This window comes from Pedobacter sp. 01N310, assembly GCF_056399805.1.
This window is the reverse complement of sequence record NZ_JBFTSB010000001.1, coordinates 298049-317452: the sequence shown is the minus strand read 5'-3', so window position 1 is coordinate 317452 and position 19404 is coordinate 298049. Positions and strand designations below refer to the sequence as shown.

Sequence of the window (19404 nt, the reverse complement as noted above, 5' to 3'; positions counted from 1 at the left end):
ATTCAAATTGATTAAGACATGACGATTAACGTATATACAGAACAGACTCCAAATCCAGCTACCATGAAATTCATGGTAAACAAGCTGTTAATAAATGGCAGTGAGGATTTTGCAACTAAAGAAAGTGCAGAACATTCGCCTTTTGCTAAAGAGTTATTTAAGTTCAACTTTGTTTCTGGCGTTTTTTTCGCCAGCAATTTTGTTACCATTACCAAAACAGATGATGCAGAATGGGCTGATATTGAAGCTATTTTAAAAGAATTTGTTAAGGGAGCTGTAGAATCTGAATTAAAAATTAAAGAAGCAACTACCGAAGAAGCCCCTGCTTTTGAGGGTACAGAAACCGAAATTAAAATTCAGCAGATTCTGCACGATTATGTACGCCCGGCTGTTGAACAGGATGGTGGTGCAATTACATACAAATCTTTCGATGAAGGTGTGGTTACGGTAGAATTACGCGGTTCTTGCAGCGGTTGTCCATCTTCTACAATTACGCTTAAATCTGGTATCCAAAACTTATTGCAGAGAATGGTACCAGAAGTTACAGAAGTAGTTTCTGAAGCGCTTTAAAATTGTGCATTTTTCATAGTACATATAGTGAAAAGGTCCCGATGAGAATCGGGACCTTTTTTTATTGCAAATCTGCCGTCCTGTAGATGTTCGTCATGCTAAATTTCTTTCAGCATCTTCAAGTTCAGACCCTGAAAGAAATTACCTTCGGTGAGCTCGCTTAAAGATCGGTTTACTGCGTAGCTTTCCACTGCGCTACAGGTCAGGGTGACGCCATTAATTAAAGTACTGCTTAATCGCAGTTAACATCTCAGCGGTAAGTTTACCATTGGTAGCCAAAATCTCTCTTTTTTCAAAGTAATCATTTCCACCAGCAAAATCGTAAACCTCTCCTCCTGCCTGCTGCACAATAAAGCATCCGGCTGCAAAATCCCATTGTTGCAGATTGTATTCAAAAAAAGCATCGAAACGTCCACAGGCTGTATATACCAGATCTATTGCTGCTGCACCAATTCTACGTACACCATGGCTTTTCTGCATCATTTCGGTCAATAATTTTAAATATTGAGGCTGTTTATCAAACTGATAATACGGAAAACCTGTTGCCAATAAACTCGATTTTAGATCAGGATTAGTAGAAACTTTAATTTCTTTCTTATTCATAAGGGCAGGCCCACCTTTATATGAATAAAACATTTCTCCCCTATTTAACTCGTAAACTACGCCGATAACGGGTAATCCATCTTCATAAAGTGCTACACTTATACCATAAGCTGGAATGCCATGGATAAAATTGGTTGTACCATCCAAGGGATCAATTATCCAGGTGTAGGTTTTACCAGTACGGTTAATGGTTTTCTCTTCGGTTATAAAACCTGCATCAGGAATCAATTTTTCGAGATTTTGAACCAGTTTCTGTTCTGCTGTTTTATCAACATAAGAAACCATATCATTTAATCCTTTGTATTCTATTTTTTGAACATCGAACTGCAGCGCTTCTTTACGGATAAAGTTTCCAGTAAGCCTTACAATCGATATTACTTTTGTGCACAGTAATTCGTAATTCATAACTATTTAACAATAAAACGAGGCGTTTATTGGATGAGAAATAAACTTATAGGTATTTAAGCCAGTTGATTCTTGTTCCTTAAAGCATAAGCACTTAGTGCTATACCGCCAACAACAAGAAAAGTAGAAATCATTTCTGCCTGGGTGAAAGGGGGTAAACCAAAAACATGATATTTTGAATTTACACGGATTAATTCGATGCAGAAACGTTCCATACCGTTTAAGATCATGTAAATACCAAACATTAAACCAGGTGCTTTTATTTTATCCCTAATCTTCCATAAAAAGGCAAAAAGGATTAAACATATAATTACTTCGTAAATTGGTGTCGGGTATACACCTTGTGCCAATTCGTTACAGAACTTACCGGTACAACCAGGAATCGGAATGCCTTCGCCTACCACATTATTCGGATATTTGTAAGACCACAACCAGTCTGGAAGCCAGGAAAATGGTTTTGGATTTGAATTTACAATCCCCCAGTCGCCATCGCCGGCTAAGTGGCAACCAATACGGCCTACAGCATAAGCCAGCATCATTCCCGGCCCACCTACATCAAGCATATGGAGCGGTTTAATACCATTTCTTTTAGCAATAATTAATACAGCCGCACCGCCGCAAATTAAACCACCATAAAAAGTTAAACCACTAAAAGATAATAACCGTTCGATGGGATGTTGAACAAAATCATCCCAATACTCTAGGTTATCGAAAAACTTTGCCCCTAAAAAACCCCATATAGCCGCCCAAACAATCAGGTTACTCATGGTTTGGTACGGGTGGATGGTTACCTGTGTTTCTTTTGGTTTATCCAGCTTGTGTTTATTCTTTTCGGTATAATCCCAATAAGCAAACAGCCCTGCAAAAAACAACCCACCAATTATATTTCCTTTGGTCGACATTAAAATCGACTGTGCATCATTTACAAAAAGTTTGTAGTTTAACAACGCATAAACCAGTTTATAACCAATAACGAAGCCGAAAAGGCCATTCATGATCAACTCTGATGTAGTAGCAGGTTTGCCAACCACAATTGTCTTTTTAATTGGGTGGAGTATGCCTAATGCTTCCTTACGCTTAAGCTCTTTGGTGAAAGCCCAGTAACCAGCAACAAACGCCAGTGCTACAAAAACACCGAAAGTATTAAATGGAAGCGGTAAATTAATGCCGAATAAGTATTCTAAAAAATGTGAAACGGTAGGAAACATACAAATAATTTGTTGCGAAGATAGGAAAGAAAGACCAAAGCTGAAAGATTAAAGCAGAAAGCTTAAAGACTGAAGAAGAAAGACCAAAGCGCTTAGTTGAAAGCCAGAAAAAGCGTGTAGAAATCTATTTTTTTTATTTTGGAAAAGAGTGGTTCTGTATTTCATCGGTTAGTACAGCCCCGCTCTACGCTTTACTTCGTGTTCGCTGCGATCAGGTTTAGTAACTGATCACAGTAGTTCTTAGGGGTGTAATTAAGCGTTAAATGACAGATCCCAAAAACAAGTCTTCCTTTTCCTTCATTTGAAGAATCTTTGACTTAAGACTTCTGACTAATGCCTTATGACTAAACTAGTGATGTGCGTGAGTAGTTTCCAATTCGGCAACTTCTACTTCTCCTTCGGCAGTAATTTCTAAAAGCTTAACCGCTTTCAATTCATTTACCATAACCGGATCGTATTTTGCACGTACTTTTACATAGTTTTTGGTAAAACCGTGCATGTAACCCGATTTTTGATCTGCCTCGAAAAGCACTTCAGCTTCAGCACCAATTTGAGATTCGTAGAAAGCCCTACGTTTTTTATCAGATAAAATATGGAGCATTTTACTGCGCTCATTACGCTCGCTGCCCGCCACAACACCTTTCATTTCGGCTGCAGCTGTTAATTCGCGCTCAGAGTAAGTAAATACGTGTAGATAAGAAATATCAAGCTGATTTAAAAATTGATAGGTATCCAAGAAATCTTCTTTCGTTTCACCAGGAAAACCGACAATCACATCAACACCAATACAACAATGAGGCATTACTTCCTTAATTTTGGCAACACGTTCTACATACAAATCGCTACGGTAACGACGGCGCATTAAACCTAAAATTTTATCAGAACCCGATTGTAAGGGAATATGAAAATGCGGAACAAACCTTTTCGAAGTGGATACAAACTGAATGATCTCATTGCTCAAAAGATTTGGCTCAATAGATGAAATACGGATTCTTTCAATTCCTTCTACCTCATCTAAAGCCTTAACAAGGTCAAAAAATTTATCTTCACGCTGACCGTTTCTAATTCCGAAATCGCCAAGATTTACACCAGTTAAAACAATTTCTTTAACACCGCTATCTGCAATCATTTTTGCGCGATTCACCACATTTTCAATGGTATCGCTACGACTTGCACCGCGCGCTAAAGGAATGGTACAGTATGTACAAGGATAATCGCAACCATCTTGTACTTTCAAAAAAGTACGTGTCCTATCACCAATAGAATAAGAGGCAATAAAATTATGGTTTACTTTCTCTATATTTTGCTGATGAATAAGGGTTTTTGGTTGCTTGGTTAAATCGGTAATATATTCTACTATCCTGAATTTTTCTGCAGCGCCCAAAACCATATCAACACCTTCTATTTCGGCAATTTCTTGTGGTTTTAACTGCGCATAGCAGCCTACAATGGTTACAAAAGCATTAGGAGAATATTTTAAAGCTTCTTTAACAACTTTACGGCATTTTTTATCGGCATGCTCTGTAACAGAGCAGGTGTTAATCACATAAACATCGGCCTGATCCTGAAACTCTACTACAGCATAACCCGCATCGGTAAATAACCGACCAATAGTTGATGTTTCAGAGAAATTTAGTTTACAACCTAATGTATAAAATGCGACCTTTTTCATTGAGGCTGCAAAGATAGGAAATTTGTTCGGAGTTGTTGGTTTTGAGTTTTGAGAACTGACAAATTACAGACTATAAATTGTTTGGAACGCATATAGTAGTACCATCCTTTAAACGCAACTCGTGCATTCCTTCAGGGCAGGCTCTTTTTTTACAGCCAGACAAACATATGCCTGAAACTAATAAAACGACTATAATAAAGCTTAATTTTAGCATGGGGGTATCGGCTATTTAATTTGAATTGTATAGTTTAATGCATTCTTTTACGGCTTCAAAGCTATAACTATCATCTTTTTTGAATTTCTCTAAAAGTTCTGGTTTATCACTTATTAAGTTGTATAACCTATCTTTGCGATCATTGCGAGAACCGAAGATATGGTTGCTTTTTACCTCAAACAGTTCTCCATTTTCTTTACTTGCATACCAAACAATATCAACCTGATTATTACCACTCTGTCTGTAATATTCGAACAAATCAATTTTGCCTTTAACCAATCTTTGTAAAAAGTCAGGGCTTCTTTTGTCGGGACGTACTTTAACAAGATAATTTATCTCTTTTTCTACCTTATAAAATTCTTTTGTCTCGCGCATTGGGATCTTATTAAAACTGGTGCCTCCTTCTGGCTTGAATCTATAAAAACCAATAAATTGTTTTTTTATTTCACCTTTTAAAGTGTCGTTTTTTGAATTAATCAGAAAATCCTGCTGGGCCTTAACCTGAGAAAAAAAAGGGCATAACATTGCGCAGCATAAGATAGAGCGTAAAAATAGTTTCATGAGTTTGATTTAAATCGGTCAAAAATATTTAAACTTTGGCAAAATACCAATTACTGCTCCTGCCACCGATAACTTTCCTGCTCGAAACCTGCCAGGTCTAACACCCGGCTAATTACCGTACCGGCAACTTCTTCTATTGTTTGAGGCAAACTGTAAAAAGACGGATTGGCCGGACAGATGATTCCACCCGCTTCGGTTACGGTTTTCATATTGTTGATATGGATTAAACTGAACGGGGTATCTCTTACTACAGCTATTAATTTCCTGCGTTCTTTTAACACAACGTCTGCTGCCCTTGAAATCAAATCGTTCGATATTCCATGTGCTACCCTACCCAAAGTTCCCATAGAACAAGGAATAATAATCATGGTATCGTATTTTGCCGACCCTGAGGCAAAAGGAGCATTAAAATCGTTTTTGTTATAAAAGGTAAAGTCTTTAAAATGGTTATAATCCTGGTTTCCCAGTTCGAATTGCCAAACCGCTTTTGCATTGTCGCTCATCACTACACCAACAACCTCAATCTGATCTTTTAATGTTAATAACCGATCAAATAAAACTTTTGCATAAATAGAACCGCTGGCCCCTGTAACCGCAACAATCACTTTCTTTTTCATCATAACACAAAAATAGTTTTTCTAAATCCATTAAAACAAAAAAGGGCCAGAACATTGTTCTGACCCTACATCTACCTATGAAAAACATACCCTCGAAAGGGTAAGAACAAATATATATAAATTTTTAAAAAAATTTAAGCAAGAAATGTTAAATCGCTTAAATCAAACATTTAATTTAAAAACAAAACATAAATAACTGATTACCAGATAAATAATTTTAAAGAAAAAATACATAAAAGCTTTTTTTCTACTTAAAAAGACATCATTTTCAACAAATTCTCGCTTAAGATTGTCTTACAAATCAGTCACAAACACCAAGTAAGGTCCTACTTTATAATTAGGCTACTGATTTTTACACTTTTGACTTTACAATTTTTTCATATTGATATAACATAAAATCAATTCGATTGCATAAAAACATTCTGGCGATTTTACAAATATAATCTCGAATGAATGCTCTTTCGTAACTGAAGAGCAAACGAAATATTATATACCATTTTTTATACTCCCTTATATGTATGAATGTTTAACGATAACAGACCAGCGACTAAATACTGAACCACAACAACTTACAATCAAACAGAAAAACATCACACTTACTATTTATACCGTTCTGTATGATAAATATTATATCATCCTTACAAATCGGTTGGTGATTAGCTGCTTAACGATTATATTTGAAAAAGTGTCAACTTAAATTTATGATAGATTTAGCCTCTCCATTCTTAAAAGCACTGTTAAAACACTCTAAGAACCCCATAATTATTTTTAAGGTAAAACCGATATTGGTGGTGGTAGAACATAACGATGCTTACCAAGCTTTAATTGGGCGGATTGGTGGAAAATTAAAATTCTATGATATTAACATTATCCCAAACCTCCTGTCTGCTACTGAAAAGGTACTTCTGATTAAAACAGTTCAGAAAGTAAGTGAGCTTAAAGCAAAAGCTACACTGGTTATTCATCCCATCTATTCTAACTCGCCAAATGTAAAATGGGAATTGGAATTCTCGCCGGTATTACAAAACGATCGCCCGGTTGAATATATCATCTGTTCATTAAGGGAAATTCCGTTAGATGAAAATGACCTTGAGCATATTTTATTTGAACTTTCAGAAAGTGAAGCACGTTTCAGAGGATTTTTTGAGCAGGCCCCTCTGGGCATGTGCGTATTAAAAGGTCCGGAGCTTATTACAGAATATGCAAACGATAATATATTAAAACTTTGGGGCAAGACAAGGAAAGAAGTAATCGGGATTCCACAAGAAAAGGCACGACCAGAGCTCGAAAAACAACAAGCACTTGTAGCCCATGTAAAAGATATTTTTAAAAACGGCCAACCCTTAACAATCAATGAATTAAAAATTTCGACACCTATTTCAGACGGTTATTTTATAGCTTTTTATGAGCCGTTAAAAAATGATAAAAATGAAGTAAGCAGAATTTTAGTGATTATCAAAGATATTACGGAGCAGGTAAATTTTAAAAAAGAACTACTTAAAGCTAAAGACATTTTAAAAATAGCCATGGATGCATCAGAAATGGGTTCATGGAATATCGATCTGGAAAGCAAACAGATACTTTTATCGGAAAGGGCACAACAAATTTACGAACTGGAAAATAACAGGTTGGGTATAGAAGAAGCCAAATCATTGATATCTATGGAAGACATCGGGCACCTTACCAGTGGCATCAGACGTGCATTACACCATCGAAATGCTTTTAACATCGAATATCAGATTAATCTGAATGGCATAAGCGCTAAAAGCAAATGGTTAAGAACAGCAGGAAAAGCCTATTATAACGAACAAGGAAAAGCCGTTTATATTGCCGGAGCTGTTTTGGATATTACAGAACATAAACAGGACGAAATTAGAAAAAACGACTTTATCGGTATGGTAAGTCACGAGCTTAAAACTCCATTAACATCGTTAAGTGCTTATGTACAACTTTTACAGCATAAATTTAAAGAAACGGATAACGAATTCACCATTCAGATACTTGACAAGGTAAATGTTCAGTTAAAAAGAATGTCGTTAATGATTGATGGCTTTTTAAATGTATCCTTACTTGAAGCTGGCAAAATTTTATTGAACAAAACAAATTTTGACCTAGTTCATTTGATTAAAACCATAGCTGAAGAAAATAGAATTGTTTTACCCAGCCATTTCATCCAGGTGATTGGTACGGAAGAAATGATTGTAAATGCCGATATGGAGAAAATCGGCAATGTGATCACTAACCTGATTGGAAATGCAGCGAAATACTCAAAAAAGAACTCTTTAATTGCGATAAAGTGCGAAACACAAAAGGATTATGTAGTTGTTAGTGTGGAAGATGAAGGTATAGGCATTGGGGAAAATGATATACCCAAACTTTTTGACCGCTTTTACCGCGTAGAGAGCCCCGACACTAAAACAATTGCAGGATTTGGTGTTGGCCTGTATATCTGTGCCGAAGTAATTGAAAGACATCAGGGAAAAATTTGGGCAGAAAGCAAATTGGGTAAAGGTTCTACATTTTATTTCAGCTTACCCGCTGCAAATGACCTATAATAATGTTTAACATTAATTTACTTTGGGCAAGTGAAACTAACCTCTTATTTCTTCCATTTCTAATTTAACATTAACCGCTACCAAACCACGTTTGTGTAATTCTATTTCAAAAATTATTTTCGAATTTATATTAATTTGATCAGATATATTATCTAATTGAAAGTGAATATCCTGGCCATTTTCGTCAATAATGATTCCGTGTCCATATTCAAAGTCAATTTGAGTAACGTCTCCCTTCCTCATATCGCCCATTACAGAATATTTTTTATAAATAACAGACAATTATAGTCATTTTACGTATAATTAAAGATACATAAAATTATTTTTTTGTATAATTATTAATATTTCTTACACCTTTTATGATTACTAAAACGAATTAATAGAAGAGAATGAACGATTTTGACGTTATTTTAATTATGATTGAAATGTTATTTTTTTTTCAAACAGCTGGTTTACAAATTGTTATTACAAATAAAAAAAACTATTTTTATTGAACCAAATCGAGCTTGTGCGTGTTATTAACTGAATTAATCATCCCAATCATGAAAAATCTCATCCAAACCCCGAGCATTAAAGAAGAAATCATCTTATTATCCGAAGAAACGGATCGAAATTATTGGGCTAAACGTTTAGGCGTAAGTTCTGAAGTTTTGAAATCTGCGGTTAGGGCAACAAGAAGCATTATGTTAAATCAAATTACAGCTTATTTAAACCAGCAAAAGAAAAAAATCAGCATTTCCTGATTGTTAAATCAGTATAATTATCTGATTAGAAAGTTATATTTCATTTAGCGTATTAACGGCGGCAAGTACTTCTTTGCATTTAAATGAGATGGTTTTTAATTTTTTCATCATTGCAATGGCTCTTTATATATAATATAAAGAATTACAAAATTGCAACTACAACAAAAACAGCGAGTGCTGCTAAAAGATCTACATCCTCTGTAGTCATAAAATTTATTTCAATCGAATTTATCGCGTTGTCCAAAGGACTCCTACGGAGAGCTTGTCCAAACGCTTAAAAATGCACTAAACCTGCCTCCGAAAGGCTACTATTGACAGCACCTAAAAATCGGCGTCATCTCGACCGGAGCAAAGCGTAGTGGAGAGATCTTTGGACTATATTAAAAAGATCTCTCCACTACAGTCGAGATGGCGATTCATTGTAATGATACAGCTTCTTCTATTTTACGATTAATACTTTAATCTTCCTGTACAATAAGCCAATAGATTAACAGATTCTTTTGAAATTTTCTTGGGATTAAGGTTATCCTTGATGTTGGTAACTGCGGTTCCAAGCTTCTCTTGCAACAGATCGAGTATCCCAATTATGTTTTCTGGTACTATGGTTAAGGATAATAAGGGATAATATTTATTCTCCAGGTCCTTTTTCTGATTATTTGTCGCCAAATCTAAAGTCCATTCTTCAGTTGCAGAAAAACCATATTCGTGCCTTGTATTATTAAGTTCGTACAAAAAAACTTTTGCCTGAACTTTCGGATCGTTACTTGCCATTTTTACCTGGCTTTTTTGCAAACAGATCTATCTCGACCTTTGCCGACTTACCTTTACCTGATTGATAATCAGACGGTGCTTTTTTATTAACACCAGCCTCTTTCTTTTTGTCTCTACTCATCTTTAAATGATTACAGTTTGATAAGACCAATCATCATTGCATAAACAATTCGGTGATTGGAATAAAAAAATACTCATCTAAAATTTAAGATTAGAGAATACCGCAATGGCACATCAGCGAGAGAAAAGCAATGTAATTAGATTATTAATTACTGACATAATCAAATATACATTTATAATAGGCTAAAATCGTCATATCAATATGGTTATCGAGATATATTTTACCTGCGATAGCGATGCCAAACCCTATACCATTTTTTATTATTAGGGTAACTGCGATGCGATGTTCTGTTGTTTATCATTATAGCGACTAACAGTAAAATACTGGCGCCAGATAAAACCGGGCACAGTACGTACAAATAACCTAACGAATGGATTTTAGCAGACCCGATATTGGCTATTAGTGCGGTAGCCCCGCCTGGGGGATGCAGTGTTTTGGTAATCTGCATCAATACAATAGATAAAGAAACCGACAAGGCAGAAGATAACCACACTTCGCCGGGAATAAGTTTATGAACGGTAACGCCTACCAATGCACAAATCACATGCCCACCGATTAAATTCCTCGGCTGTGCCAGTGGGCTGTTTATAATTCCATAAATAAGTACCGATGAGGCACCAAATGAACCGATAAGAAATAGATTATCGTTGGCGGTAAAGTATTTAGAATGGAGTATGCCAATAATGCCAATACCTAAAAACGCTCCAATAAATGTCCAAACGTGTTCTTTAAAATCTACTAAAGTTTCTTTGTAAACAATATATTTTGCTGTGCGAAGGTGCTTTCTTATTCGTGTTCTCATAACCTGTACTGGAGCGCGTGCAAAATTAGCAAAATATACAAGGGAAAAGAGAAAGCTTTATAAATAAAAAAGGGCTGAAAAATTAATTTCAACCCTTTAAAATGATTATTATTTCTGATTTTATTTTTGAGATTGCTCAGGCGCTTTTCCGATCAGATCCATAAACTGATCTAATTTAGGTGTAATAATGATCTGTGTACGTCTGTTTTTCGCTTTCCCTCCTGCTGTTGTATTATCAGCAATTGGATTAAATTCGCCACGTCCGCCTGCGGTTAACCGTCTAGGATCGACAGCATATTTGGTTTGCAATACCTGAACCACTGATGAAGCACGCAAGGCACTTAAATCCCAGTTGTTTCGGATATTGGTTTGAGCGATAGGCACATTATCGGTATTACCTTCAATCAGCACATCATAAGTATCGTAATCTTTAATGATTTTGGCGATTTTGTTTAAAGTTTCTCCCGCTTTATCGGAAACTTCGTAACTACCTGATTTATACAACATGTTATCAGCTAAAGAGATATAAACTACGCCTTTAAGCACCTGTACATCAACATCTCCCAACTCTTCTTTACTTAATGATCGCGTTAAATTATTAGTCAACACCATATTAAGTGAGTCACTTTTATTTTTAGCATTTACCAGTTGTTTGATGTATTTATTCGAACTGTTAATTTCATCAACCAATTTCGAAATGTTAACATTGCCCTGGCTACTAGAATTTAAACATTTGTTCAAAGCATCCTGCAATGCAGTTACATTGGCTTTTTCTGATGCGATCTGTTCTTCTAAACTTTTAACCCTGCTGGTGCTGCCACTAAGCTCGCGTTGGCTATCCTGGTATTTATTACTTAATTCCTGGTTCCTTTCTCTCAGCTTGGAATAGGTATCCTGAAGTTCTGCATATTTCTTATTGCTTACACAACCAGCTGCAAGCGCAATGGCAAAGAGCATTATGGGAATTGATTTGTATAATTTCATAATCTTATTTTTATTTATTAATAGTAGGTTAACAAATTCCTTGCCGCAAAGTTCAATACCGACCTAAACCGGTGTTAAAAAGCGTTAATCTTTACCGAATCGAAGCTAGCCAAAGCTTTATACGTTCTTAATCCTATACTACCAGATTGATATTGACTATCTGTTGCAGAAAGAATGGGTTTTGCCGACCCGTTTATAAAAACATCAAATTTATCTCCTTTCGCCACTATCTTTAAGGTATACATTTCGTTCATTTCAACAGGATATTTTCCTGAACTTATAACGGTCCATTTTTGTCCGTTGGCTTTTCCCAACAGTACCGTTCCATTAGACTGATCCAAACCCACATAATACCCTTGGTAAGCATCGGCACCAATTGCCGGGTCAGAAACCCTGAACATTAAACCAGCATCACCGGTAGTATTGATTTTAACATCTGCCTGGTAAGTAAAATCCTTAAAGTCTGTTTCATTAGCCACATATTTAGATCCATTTATGCCATAACCACCAGAGCCTGCGTTCGATGCCGAATTAACCTGTCCATCTTTCCAAAACCAGCCACCTCCATAAAAAACCCAATTATTGGCCATTCCCTGATCAAAATTTTCGACCAAAGCCTTATTTATTTTTTTTGGCTGACCGATTACAGGAAAACAGCTTAGGCGTATATTTTCAGATCCATAAGGTACCAAGGTAACTTCTTCTTGCTTTTCGGTTGAGGAAATTGGACTAAAAGGCACATCAAAAGCGGCTACTTTGTTGTATCCTAGCGTCCATGACGGAATCTTTTTTGCCCGAACTTTTAATTTAACCGGTGCATTTGCTGCAATAAAAGGATTTTCGGGCATTGTCGATTTCACTAAGATAACGTTGTTTAAATTACCTTTATCTAATACTAAACCATAATTCCACGCCAATTCCGGACGGATTTCGTAATCTGTAAAACCAGCAACCGGATGTGTTTTGGTTACCTTATTTGCTGCCTTAATTTCTAATGCATACACAATAGGACCACGTTCTACACTAATGGAATTGTTTACTTGAGCCTGAGTCGTAATTTGCATCGGGAAATTCAGTTCTAATTGATCCTGATTTTTCCATTCGCGGGATATGGTAAACATTTCACCGGCTTTTACTCCTTTTAATATAGTTCCATTTAATTTAATACTTGGTTTTACACTCCACGCAGGGATTCTTAAAATCAATGGAAAGGATGTAGAAGTGGTAAGCCCCACTTTTAACCTAATCTGTTCTTCGAAGGGATAATTGGTTTCTTCGGTAATTTTTATTTTTTTATTGTTGGCTAACACAGTTTCTATTTCCATTGGGCCATAGGTAATTACTGCCAAGCCGTTCTCAGGGGTAGCCACTACACTACTTTTTACAAAATAAGGCCAGCCCATATGCATGTTATAGCGGCAGCATCCATAACCTGAATAGGGACTAGAAACAATCCCTGAACCATAATCTTGATTAAAGCCATGCTCCCCATGAATGCTTTGAACCTGATTGGGTAATGTATAATATGAATGGTTTTTAAAATCCCTGCTAAACTGAGCAGGTAATGCATTAAAGGCCACTTTTTCCAACTGATCGCCAATACTGACATCATGAATAACCTTTGCCGCAGTTTCTAAACTCTGCATCCATTCTACCACAGTACAGGTTTCTACTCCTTCTATGCTGCTTGTACCCGCCAGAAATTCAGTTCCTGAACCTAAACCTTCTGGCTGACCATGGTCGTGCATAATGTGCGCTATACCTTTGGAAAGTGCTTCAAGATTAGAAGCACGATCTTGAAGTTGAGCATAAAGCACTGGGAATTTTAAGGCTTGAGCTACATTAACCATATGTTTTGGCTGAAAATCATCACCAAAAAAGTAAAACCCGTTGTTGCTATAAATATCGATCCAAGGGTATGCCTGTTGTTTTAACTTTTCTACGAGTCGTAATAAATCCTGATTGCCGGTTTTATTGTAAAGCCAAATGGCTATTTCCATATTATCACCTGCTCTTGATTTACCCCATTCCTTTAACGGATCGCCATCAAGATTAGCCAGTTCATATTTGAAATATTTTGAGAGAAAAGGAATTACCCTTTTATCATTTGTGGCCTCGTAATAGCTTTGCAAAGCATACATCATTGGCATGCGTGGCCACCAATCTTTCATTTTCGGCGGGCCAAATAATCCGTTGGCTTGTTGATTGTTCAAAGTCCAATCAATGTACTTTTGTGCTTTTTCTTTTAGCGTAGGATCATCTAAGGTATAAGCCAATGCTACCAAACCTTTAACATAATATGGTACCCGCTCCCATCCATTCCCATCGCCTCCTAACCAATCGGAGTTTTTGCCCAGATTATCTTTTTCAGGGTATAGCTCTTCTGCCATTCCCGTTGCACCATCTCTTTGCTGCTCTAGTTGCTTTAACAACCATCCTTTGGCTTTAATACTCCCTATGGGCAATTGCACATAAACATGCTGTTTTAAGGGTTTTTTGTTGAATTCAGTTAAATTCTGGGCATTCAAAGTATGAATAGATAGACAGGAAACCAGAAAATAGATTGAGGTAAATATTCTTTTCATAAAAGGATTATTGGTTAGATAATATTTCATAAAACTAATAAATATGAGCGAATATTAAAACGATTTAGTAATCTTATATTCAAACAATTCAAAAAGCAATGTTAAGTTGGTTAAAGCAAACCTAAAGGCTGAAAATAATAAATTGAAAGGTAAAAAATTATACAGTTTGCAAGCCTGGAGGTTTACACCAGATTGTGATATATACCTATTTTTAACTTGCCAGGGTAAGCATTTGCCTTGTTCTGTCATCAAGCTTTTGGTTGAAACTGAGATTAGTTCTATATTAGATCTAGAGAGCGTTAATTTAGAATCGGGGGATAGCCATTGGTTATTCCCCGTTCTTATTTTTAAGCAAATATTTTATACTGAAATGCTTGTACAACTGGCAGAAATTACTTTCCAATCTTCTCTCACTTTACCCCAAACCCTTAACCATTGATATTTGCCGTTAAGTAAAATATTTGAATAACTTCCCTTAATAAAAAGACTTGCAGAAACAATAACAATAGATTCAAAAACACGTATTTCCCGTTTGGATACGTTGATTTTATTAATTTTGATCATGCCACTCCGGTAAGCTTCCAGATCCATCTCTTTATCAAGCACATTACCATACTGATCATGAAAAAGCATCCCATCGGCAAACAATAAATCGAGTGTGTTCAGGTCTGTTCTTTTAAACCCATCTAATAATTTTTCTTCTAGGTCGGCAATCAGGAGAATGGTTTCCTGGTCTGATAAAGTATTTGGCATAATTTCCGGTTAGCCAGTAAAAATATAAAGTAAGCCATAAAGAATAGCGTAACTTTAAATATTGCCTGCATTACACGGATTTAACCACACACATTGCACAAATTTTTTACCAATTATTTCTTTGCAAAGGTAAGGCCTTGCCAGGTGTCTGTTCTGAATGGTGATGCCGGCAAGCCATCATTACTAACCAGGTTACACACAGGATTATTTCCCCATGCATAACGAACCGCAACAGGATTTGCCACCTGGTCGCTATTTACGATGATCTGATTCCCCTGGATGCTTGCTTTGGCCCAATAAAATTTCTTATCTGATCCAGCGATGGCAAAACCGGTTAATGCGGCACCATCTACTGCTTTTAATCCATTTTCTGTATTGCCAAAAGTTAAACGGATCTGTTTTCCTTCTACTTTATTTGATTGATAAATGGGGCCAGAATAGTTTATTTTCTGACCATATGTTTTAGCCAGGGCAATTATGGCTAACCTTCTACCCACCTCTTGTTTGTTTTTAGGGTGAATATCTTTTGCATCACCGATATCAATAATGGTAGCCATGCCTGTATTCGGTAGTGTAAGTGTTCTTTGTTGGGCCTCTCTAAGCTCTGCCCAGGCGGATTCTACAGGAGAACGATCAATCTGCATAAAATTGGCCAGTTGAACGAAATAGAATGGAAAATCTCCCTGCCCCCATTTCTGCCGCCAATCTTTAATCATCGTTGGAAATAATTCGCGGTATTGGTAAGCTCTATCGGCATTACTTTCTCCCTGATACCAAATGGCACCTTTAATTGAAAATTGCAGGTAAGGATGAATCATCGCATTGTACAAAACGGTTGGTCTGTTAGGGCCATTTTCTTCATAAGGTTTAGCTTCAATATTTTTAAAATCTACACCCACTTTATACTTCCAGTCGCCAGCTAAAGAAATTTTCTCTGCCGTGTTGTTTGTTAAGGTCAAATCTTTGGCATCACCATATATACCGCCACCACCACCACTATCAAAAACCCTAACGGTAATGGTATTTTCACCTATTTTGAGCAGATTTGCAGGGATCGTATATGTTCTAGCAACATTATACCCTACCGTTTCACCCACTTTTACTCCGTTTACGAAGGTAATATCGTTATCATCAATTGTACTTAAATTAAGTTTAGCACCGTTTGTTTTCCAGTTTTCGGAGATGTTAATCTTTTTTGTAAACCATACAATGCCATCAAAATTTTTAAGGGCTGCATCTTCCCACAAAGTCGGCAAAGTCATGCTTTTCCAGTTTATAGTTTCTGCCAAAGCCCATTTTGTTTCTCCAGCCTGATAACCCGAATCTTTCTCGGTTGTCATTTTAATCCAATTCTGCAGTTTTTCTTCGTAAGAAACTGTTGATGGATTTTTAGCTAATTTTTGGATCTTATCAACTGCGGCAGAAAAATCGGTCATTTTTTTAAGCGATTCGGCACTTGTCCAGGCTTCAGCAATTGTTCCTCCCCATGAGGTATGGATTAGGCCAATAGGGATTTTAGTTTTTTCATACACTTCACGGGCGAAGAAATAGGCTGTAGAAGAAAACTCAGCAATATATTTTGGGTTACACTCCTGCCAACCACCATTAGTCACTTTGGCGTCGTTAAGTGGAAAACTACTGGTAATATGTTCTGCCTGCAATAAACGGATATTTGGAAATTTAGCATCAGCAATTTCTTTTTCGTGGTTAAGGATTTTTCCCCACCCCGCTAAAGGCATTTCCATATTCGATTGGCCTGAGCAAATCCAAACATCCCCTATTAATACATTGTTTAGCACCAATAATTCTCCATCGGAAATGGTGATGGAATATGGACCGCCGTAACCTGGCGTTGCCACTTTAATTTTCCAATTGCCACTGGCATCGGCAATAGCCCCATAATTAATTTTATTCCACGAAACCGTTATCTTAACGGCTTTACCAGCTGTGGCTTTACCCCAAATGGCCGCATTTGTTTTTTGCTGCAAAACCATATTGTCGCTAAATACTGACGGCAATAAAATTTTTGACTGTACTAGTAGCGAACTGAAGAGGAATAATGCTATAATGAGTATAGATTTTAACTTAGAGATGCTCATATTTTAACCTATTTTTTGATGATTAGAAAGCGAATGTACATTTTATGTCTGTCAACATCAATATATATGTCTGCTCTTCACAAATTTATGATAAAAATGAGGCAAAATTCATTTAATTAGTTTGGGTAAGAATATCATTTTGCTTATTTTGCAGGTCTAAAAGAACAATTCTGGATTTAAGCTTGATTTAATCGGATGTTCTCTCAAATTACTGAATTAATGGTTAAGATTTTTATAGGTGGCCTTCCTGACAATATCCAAGAGATGGATTTGGCAATATTGGTTAGCCTTCATGGTAGGGTAGAAACGATTAAAATTGTTCGCGATAGAGCTACCGGCAAGTGTAAAGGCTATGCTTTTTTAGAAATATACAGTTTACCGGATGCTAAAAATATTGTATCTACCTTAAATGGAGAAACTTTTAAAGGCAATGTAATTACAGTTAAAATATCGGAAGAGGAAAGTGGTGTTCAAGCCGCAAAGCCAAAAACCAATCAACCTTTTAAGAGTAAAAGGCCTAGGTTGCAGCGCTAATTCACTCTTAATCTATATTTTTCATTCTTCCCCTGTAATTTTTCCGTATTATAAAACGGTGTTATCTCTTTTTAGCAATGCATCCATGCTTTCTTTTTTTACTGTATCATTAAGAATTGAAGGACATTAAAGTTTTCTTCTTCTAATTAACTGCATTTATCACTGTAGAATTCTAGACATTCCCTCGTTTCATCGATTAATTTATTTCGGCCAGAAACTTTTTAATCCAGTTCTAAACATATATTTTGCAAGTAAGTGTTTCGACTTCTATTAAACGCGTTTTGCCGATATGGAAAATTATGCCATTGTAATATTTATTTTAGCTGTGATGATTGGCCTTTCTGCTGTAGCCGATCGAATTAAAATCCCCTATCCTATTTTATTGATTATAGCTGGAATAGCGGTGGGTTTTGTTCCATCTTTGCCACCAATTGACATTAATCCTGAAATTATATTTTTGATATTCCTACCACCATTGCTTTACGATGCCGCTTTTAATATCTCATTCAAGGAATTTAAAACCAATATCAACACCATATTTACATTGGCCATTACGCTGGTTTTTATCACCGCTATTGGTATTGCTGTAGTTGCCCACTATATGATTCCGGGGATGAGCTGGCCGGTATCTTTTGTATTAGGTGCGATCCTTTCTGCTACTGATGCAGTTGCCGCCATGAGTATTACCAAAGGATTAGGTTTGTCTCACAAAACAAATACCATATTGGAGGGCGAAAGCTTAGTTAACGATGCTTCTGCACTGGTAGCGTATCGTTTTGCGGTTGCTGCTGTAACAGGAACAGCCTTTGTATTTTGGAAAGCATCGCTTGAGTTTGCCCTTTTAATGGCTGGTGGATTCTTAATCGGCATGGTGATGTCGAAAATTCTCGCCTTCATTATTAAAAGAATCCATAGTAACCGTTTGGCCACCATCAGCTTTATGTTGTTGATGCCTTTTGTTACCTATTTAATTGCAGAACAAGTACATGTTTCTGGTGTTATTGCAGTTGTTATTTTAGGATTGGGCATTTCGAGGTTTAGCAACAAAGTATTTCCTGAACAACTTAAAAACCAATCAAAAAACATTTGGGATATTATTATTTTTTTATTGAATGGGCTGATTTTCATTTTAATTGGGCTACAATTCCCTTATGTGTACAAAAACATTAACAGTGCCGATATTTTACCTTACATAGGTTATTCGCTGGTGATTACTATTGTTGCGCTGTTGTTAAGAATGGCCCGTGTTTTCCTACAAAAATTCAATCTTCAAAAAGCCTTTCAGAAAGGGAAACACCGCATTACTGAGGGTGCATTGCTTGATTTCAAGAACAGTTTGATCATCAGCTGGTCGGGCATGAGGGGTATTGTTTCGTTGGCCATTGCCATTGGATTACCAGCTACTTTATCGGATGGAAGCGCATTTCCGCAACGTAATGCTATTATATTTATATCTGTTGTAGTGGTATTGTTTACCTTAATCGGACAAGGGCTCACCTTGCCATGGCTGGTGAAGAAACTGGCGACTGAAGAGGATAAATAACTGGTTATTGGCGTAAATTATAAAGCACCATTAATTTCAACTTGTTTTACAGGAAAGATGCTGA

At 36.5% G+C, this 19404-nt stretch carries 18 protein-coding genes; 5 read left to right on the top strand and 13 right to left on the bottom strand.

The features are described 5' to 3' along the window. Positions 1-18: 18 nt before the first annotated feature. Positions 19-570 carry a NifU family protein gene (locus AC1DNH_RS01090; protein ID WP_057934267.1) on the top strand — a complete coding sequence of 184 codons (552 nt, stop codon included), beginning with the start codon at positions 19-21 and terminating at the stop codon, positions 568-570. 216 nt (positions 571-786) lie between these two features. Here AC1DNH_RS01090 and AC1DNH_RS01085 read toward each other — a convergent pair whose 3' ends face one another. From AC1DNH_RS01085 to AC1DNH_RS01065, 5 genes are all read right to left on the bottom strand, one after another. Further along, the gene (locus AC1DNH_RS01085; RefSeq protein ID WP_477584377.1) at positions 787-1578 is read right to left on the bottom strand and encodes an inositol monophosphatase family protein; all 792 of its coding nucleotides are present in this window, start codon (positions 1576-1578) and stop codon (positions 787-789) included. 56 nt (positions 1579-1634) lie between these two features. Then, entirely contained in the window at positions 1635-2786 is a 1152-nt protein-coding gene (locus tag AC1DNH_RS01080; RefSeq protein WP_477584375.1) for a prolipoprotein diacylglyceryl transferase, read from the bottom strand. Between the two features lie 349 nt (positions 2787-3135). After that, positions 3136-4458, bottom strand: coding sequence for a tRNA (N(6)-L-threonylcarbamoyladenosine(37)-C(2))-methylthiotransferase MtaB (gene mtaB, locus AC1DNH_RS01075; RefSeq protein ID WP_477609474.1), 1323 nt, complete (start codon positions 4456-4458; stop codon positions 3136-3138). 229 nt (positions 4459-4687) lie between these two features. Next, the gene (locus AC1DNH_RS01070) at positions 4688-5233 is read right to left on the bottom strand and encodes a hypothetical protein (RefSeq protein ID WP_477584392.1); all 546 of its coding nucleotides are present in this window, start codon (positions 5231-5233) and stop codon (positions 4688-4690) included. Between the two features lie 50 nt (positions 5234-5283). Next, positions 5284-5853: a UbiX family flavin prenyltransferase gene (locus tag AC1DNH_RS01065; RefSeq protein ID WP_477584394.1), complete on the bottom strand. Its 570-nt coding sequence runs from the start codon at positions 5851-5853 to the stop codon at positions 5284-5286. A 698-nt stretch (positions 5854-6551) separates the two neighbouring features. Between AC1DNH_RS01065 and AC1DNH_RS01060 the strand changes: the two genes are divergently transcribed. Further along, positions 6552-8405, top strand: coding sequence for a PAS domain-containing sensor histidine kinase (locus AC1DNH_RS01060; protein ID WP_477584396.1), 1854 nt, complete (start codon positions 6552-6554; stop codon positions 8403-8405). A gap of 36 nt (positions 8406-8441) precedes the next feature. On the opposite strand, the gene AC1DNH_RS01055 is transcribed toward AC1DNH_RS01060, so the two are convergent. After that, positions 8442-8687, bottom strand: coding sequence for a hypothetical protein (locus AC1DNH_RS01055; protein WP_477584398.1), 246 nt, complete (start codon positions 8685-8687; stop codon positions 8442-8444). A gap of 260 nt (positions 8688-8947) precedes the next feature. On the opposite strand from AC1DNH_RS01055, the gene AC1DNH_RS01050 reads away from it, so the two are divergent. Beyond that, positions 8948-9148 (top strand): DUF3606 domain-containing protein, encoded by a 201-nt coding sequence (locus tag AC1DNH_RS01050; RefSeq protein WP_029276356.1) that lies wholly within the window; start codon positions 8948-8950, stop codon positions 9146-9148. Positions 9149-9598: 450 nt separating this feature from the next. On the opposite strand, the gene AC1DNH_RS01045 is transcribed toward AC1DNH_RS01050, so the two are convergent. The 7 genes from AC1DNH_RS01045 to AC1DNH_RS01015 all read right to left on the bottom strand — a co-directional run bounded on the left by AC1DNH_RS01045 (position 9599) and on the right by AC1DNH_RS01015 (position 17263). Then, the gene (locus AC1DNH_RS01045; protein ID WP_029276354.1) at positions 9599-9919 is read right to left on the bottom strand and encodes a hypothetical protein; all 321 of its coding nucleotides are present in this window, start codon (positions 9917-9919) and stop codon (positions 9599-9601) included. After that, complete coding sequence (locus AC1DNH_RS01040; RefSeq protein ID WP_262897887.1) at positions 9909-10040, bottom strand: hypothetical protein; 132 nt, start codon at positions 10038-10040, stop codon at positions 9909-9911. Before AC1DNH_RS01040 ends, AC1DNH_RS01045 begins: the two co-directional genes overlap by 11 nt. A gap of 220 nt (positions 10041-10260) precedes the next feature. After that, positions 10261-10842: an HPP family protein gene (locus AC1DNH_RS01035; RefSeq protein ID WP_477586199.1), complete on the bottom strand. Its 582-nt coding sequence runs from the start codon at positions 10840-10842 to the stop codon at positions 10261-10263. Between the two features lie 120 nt (positions 10843-10962). Then, positions 10963-11826 carry an OmpA/MotB family protein gene (locus AC1DNH_RS01030; protein WP_477625083.1) on the bottom strand — a complete coding sequence of 288 codons (864 nt, stop codon included), beginning with the start codon at positions 11824-11826 and terminating at the stop codon, positions 10963-10965. Positions 11827-11900: 74 nt separating this feature from the next. Further along, a complete protein-coding gene (locus AC1DNH_RS01025; protein WP_477625082.1) occupies positions 11901-14411 on the bottom strand; it encodes a beta-L-arabinofuranosidase domain-containing protein in 2511 nt (836 codons plus the stop codon). Between the two features lie 360 nt (positions 14412-14771). After that, entirely contained in the window at positions 14772-15164 is a 393-nt protein-coding gene (locus AC1DNH_RS01020) for a nuclear transport factor 2 family protein (RefSeq protein ID WP_477581127.1), read from the bottom strand. A 113-nt stretch (positions 15165-15277) separates the two neighbouring features. Continuing rightward, positions 15278-17263, bottom strand: coding sequence for a sialate O-acetylesterase (locus tag AC1DNH_RS01015; protein WP_477581129.1), 1986 nt, complete (start codon positions 17261-17263; stop codon positions 15278-15280). Positions 17264-17482: 219 nt separating this feature from the next. On the opposite strand from AC1DNH_RS01015, the gene AC1DNH_RS01010 reads away from it, so the two are divergent. After that, positions 17483-17797 carry an RNA recognition motif domain-containing protein gene (locus tag AC1DNH_RS01010; RefSeq protein ID WP_057934255.1) on the top strand — a complete coding sequence of 105 codons (315 nt, stop codon included), beginning with the start codon at positions 17483-17485 and terminating at the stop codon, positions 17795-17797. 289 nt (positions 17798-18086) lie between these two features. Then, positions 18087-19340 carry a Na+/H+ antiporter gene (locus AC1DNH_RS01005; protein WP_477581131.1) on the top strand — a complete coding sequence of 418 codons (1254 nt, stop codon included), beginning with the start codon at positions 18087-18089 and terminating at the stop codon, positions 19338-19340. Positions 19341-19404 lie beyond the last annotated feature (64 nt).

What these genes read in the sequence shown, in the direction of transcription:
- AC1DNH_RS01040 (WP_262897887.1), bottom strand. Translation starts at nt 10,040, where the DNA reads ATGAGTAGAGACAAAAAGAAAGAGGCTGGTGTTAATAAAAAAGCACCG.
- mtaB (WP_477609474.1), bottom strand. Translation starts at nt 4,458, where the DNA reads ATGAAAAAGGTCGCATTTTATACATTAGGTTGTAAACTAAATTTCTCT.
- AC1DNH_RS01050 (WP_029276356.1), top strand. Translation starts at nt 8,948, where the DNA reads ATGAAAAATCTCATCCAAACCCCGAGCATTAAAGAAGAAATCATCTTA.
- AC1DNH_RS01060 (WP_477584396.1), top strand. Translation starts at nt 6,552, where the DNA reads ATGATAGATTTAGCCTCTCCATTCTTAAAAGCACTGTTAAAACACTCT.
- AC1DNH_RS01025 (WP_477625082.1), bottom strand. Translation starts at nt 14,411, where the DNA reads ATGAAAAGAATATTTACCTCAATCTATTTTCTGGTTTCCTGTCTATCT.
- AC1DNH_RS01030 (WP_477625083.1), bottom strand. Translation starts at nt 11,826, where the DNA reads ATGAAATTATACAAATCAATTCCCATAATGCTCTTTGCCATTGCGCTT.
- AC1DNH_RS01070 (WP_477584392.1), bottom strand. Translation starts at nt 5,233, where the DNA reads ATGAAACTATTTTTACGCTCTATCTTATGCTGCGCAATGTTATGCCCT.
- AC1DNH_RS01045 (WP_029276354.1), bottom strand. Translation starts at nt 9,919, where the DNA reads ATGGCAAGTAACGATCCGAAAGTTCAGGCAAAAGTTTTTTTGTACGAA.
- AC1DNH_RS01005 (WP_477581131.1), top strand. Translation starts at nt 18,087, where the DNA reads ATGGAAAATTATGCCATTGTAATATTTATTTTAGCTGTGATGATTGGC.
- AC1DNH_RS01015 (WP_477581129.1), bottom strand. Translation starts at nt 17,263, where the DNA reads ATGAGCATCTCTAAGTTAAAATCTATACTCATTATAGCATTATTCCTC.
- AC1DNH_RS01085 (WP_477584377.1), bottom strand. Translation starts at nt 1,578, where the DNA reads ATGAATTACGAATTACTGTGCACAAAAGTAATATCGATTGTAAGGCTT.
- AC1DNH_RS01065 (WP_477584394.1), bottom strand. Translation starts at nt 5,853, where the DNA reads ATGATGAAAAAGAAAGTGATTGTTGCGGTTACAGGGGCCAGCGGTTCT.
- AC1DNH_RS01010 (WP_057934255.1), top strand. Translation starts at nt 17,483, where the DNA reads ATGGTTAAGATTTTTATAGGTGGCCTTCCTGACAATATCCAAGAGATG.
- AC1DNH_RS01035 (WP_477586199.1), bottom strand. Translation starts at nt 10,842, where the DNA reads ATGAGAACACGAATAAGAAAGCACCTTCGCACAGCAAAATATATTGTT.
- AC1DNH_RS01080 (WP_477584375.1), bottom strand. Translation starts at nt 2,786, where the DNA reads ATGTTTCCTACCGTTTCACATTTTTTAGAATACTTATTCGGCATTAAT.
- AC1DNH_RS01020 (WP_477581127.1), bottom strand. Translation starts at nt 15,164, where the DNA reads ATGCCAAATACTTTATCAGACCAGGAAACCATTCTCCTGATTGCCGAC.
- AC1DNH_RS01090 (WP_057934267.1), top strand. Translation starts at nt 19, where the DNA reads ATGACGATTAACGTATATACAGAACAGACTCCAAATCCAGCTACCATG.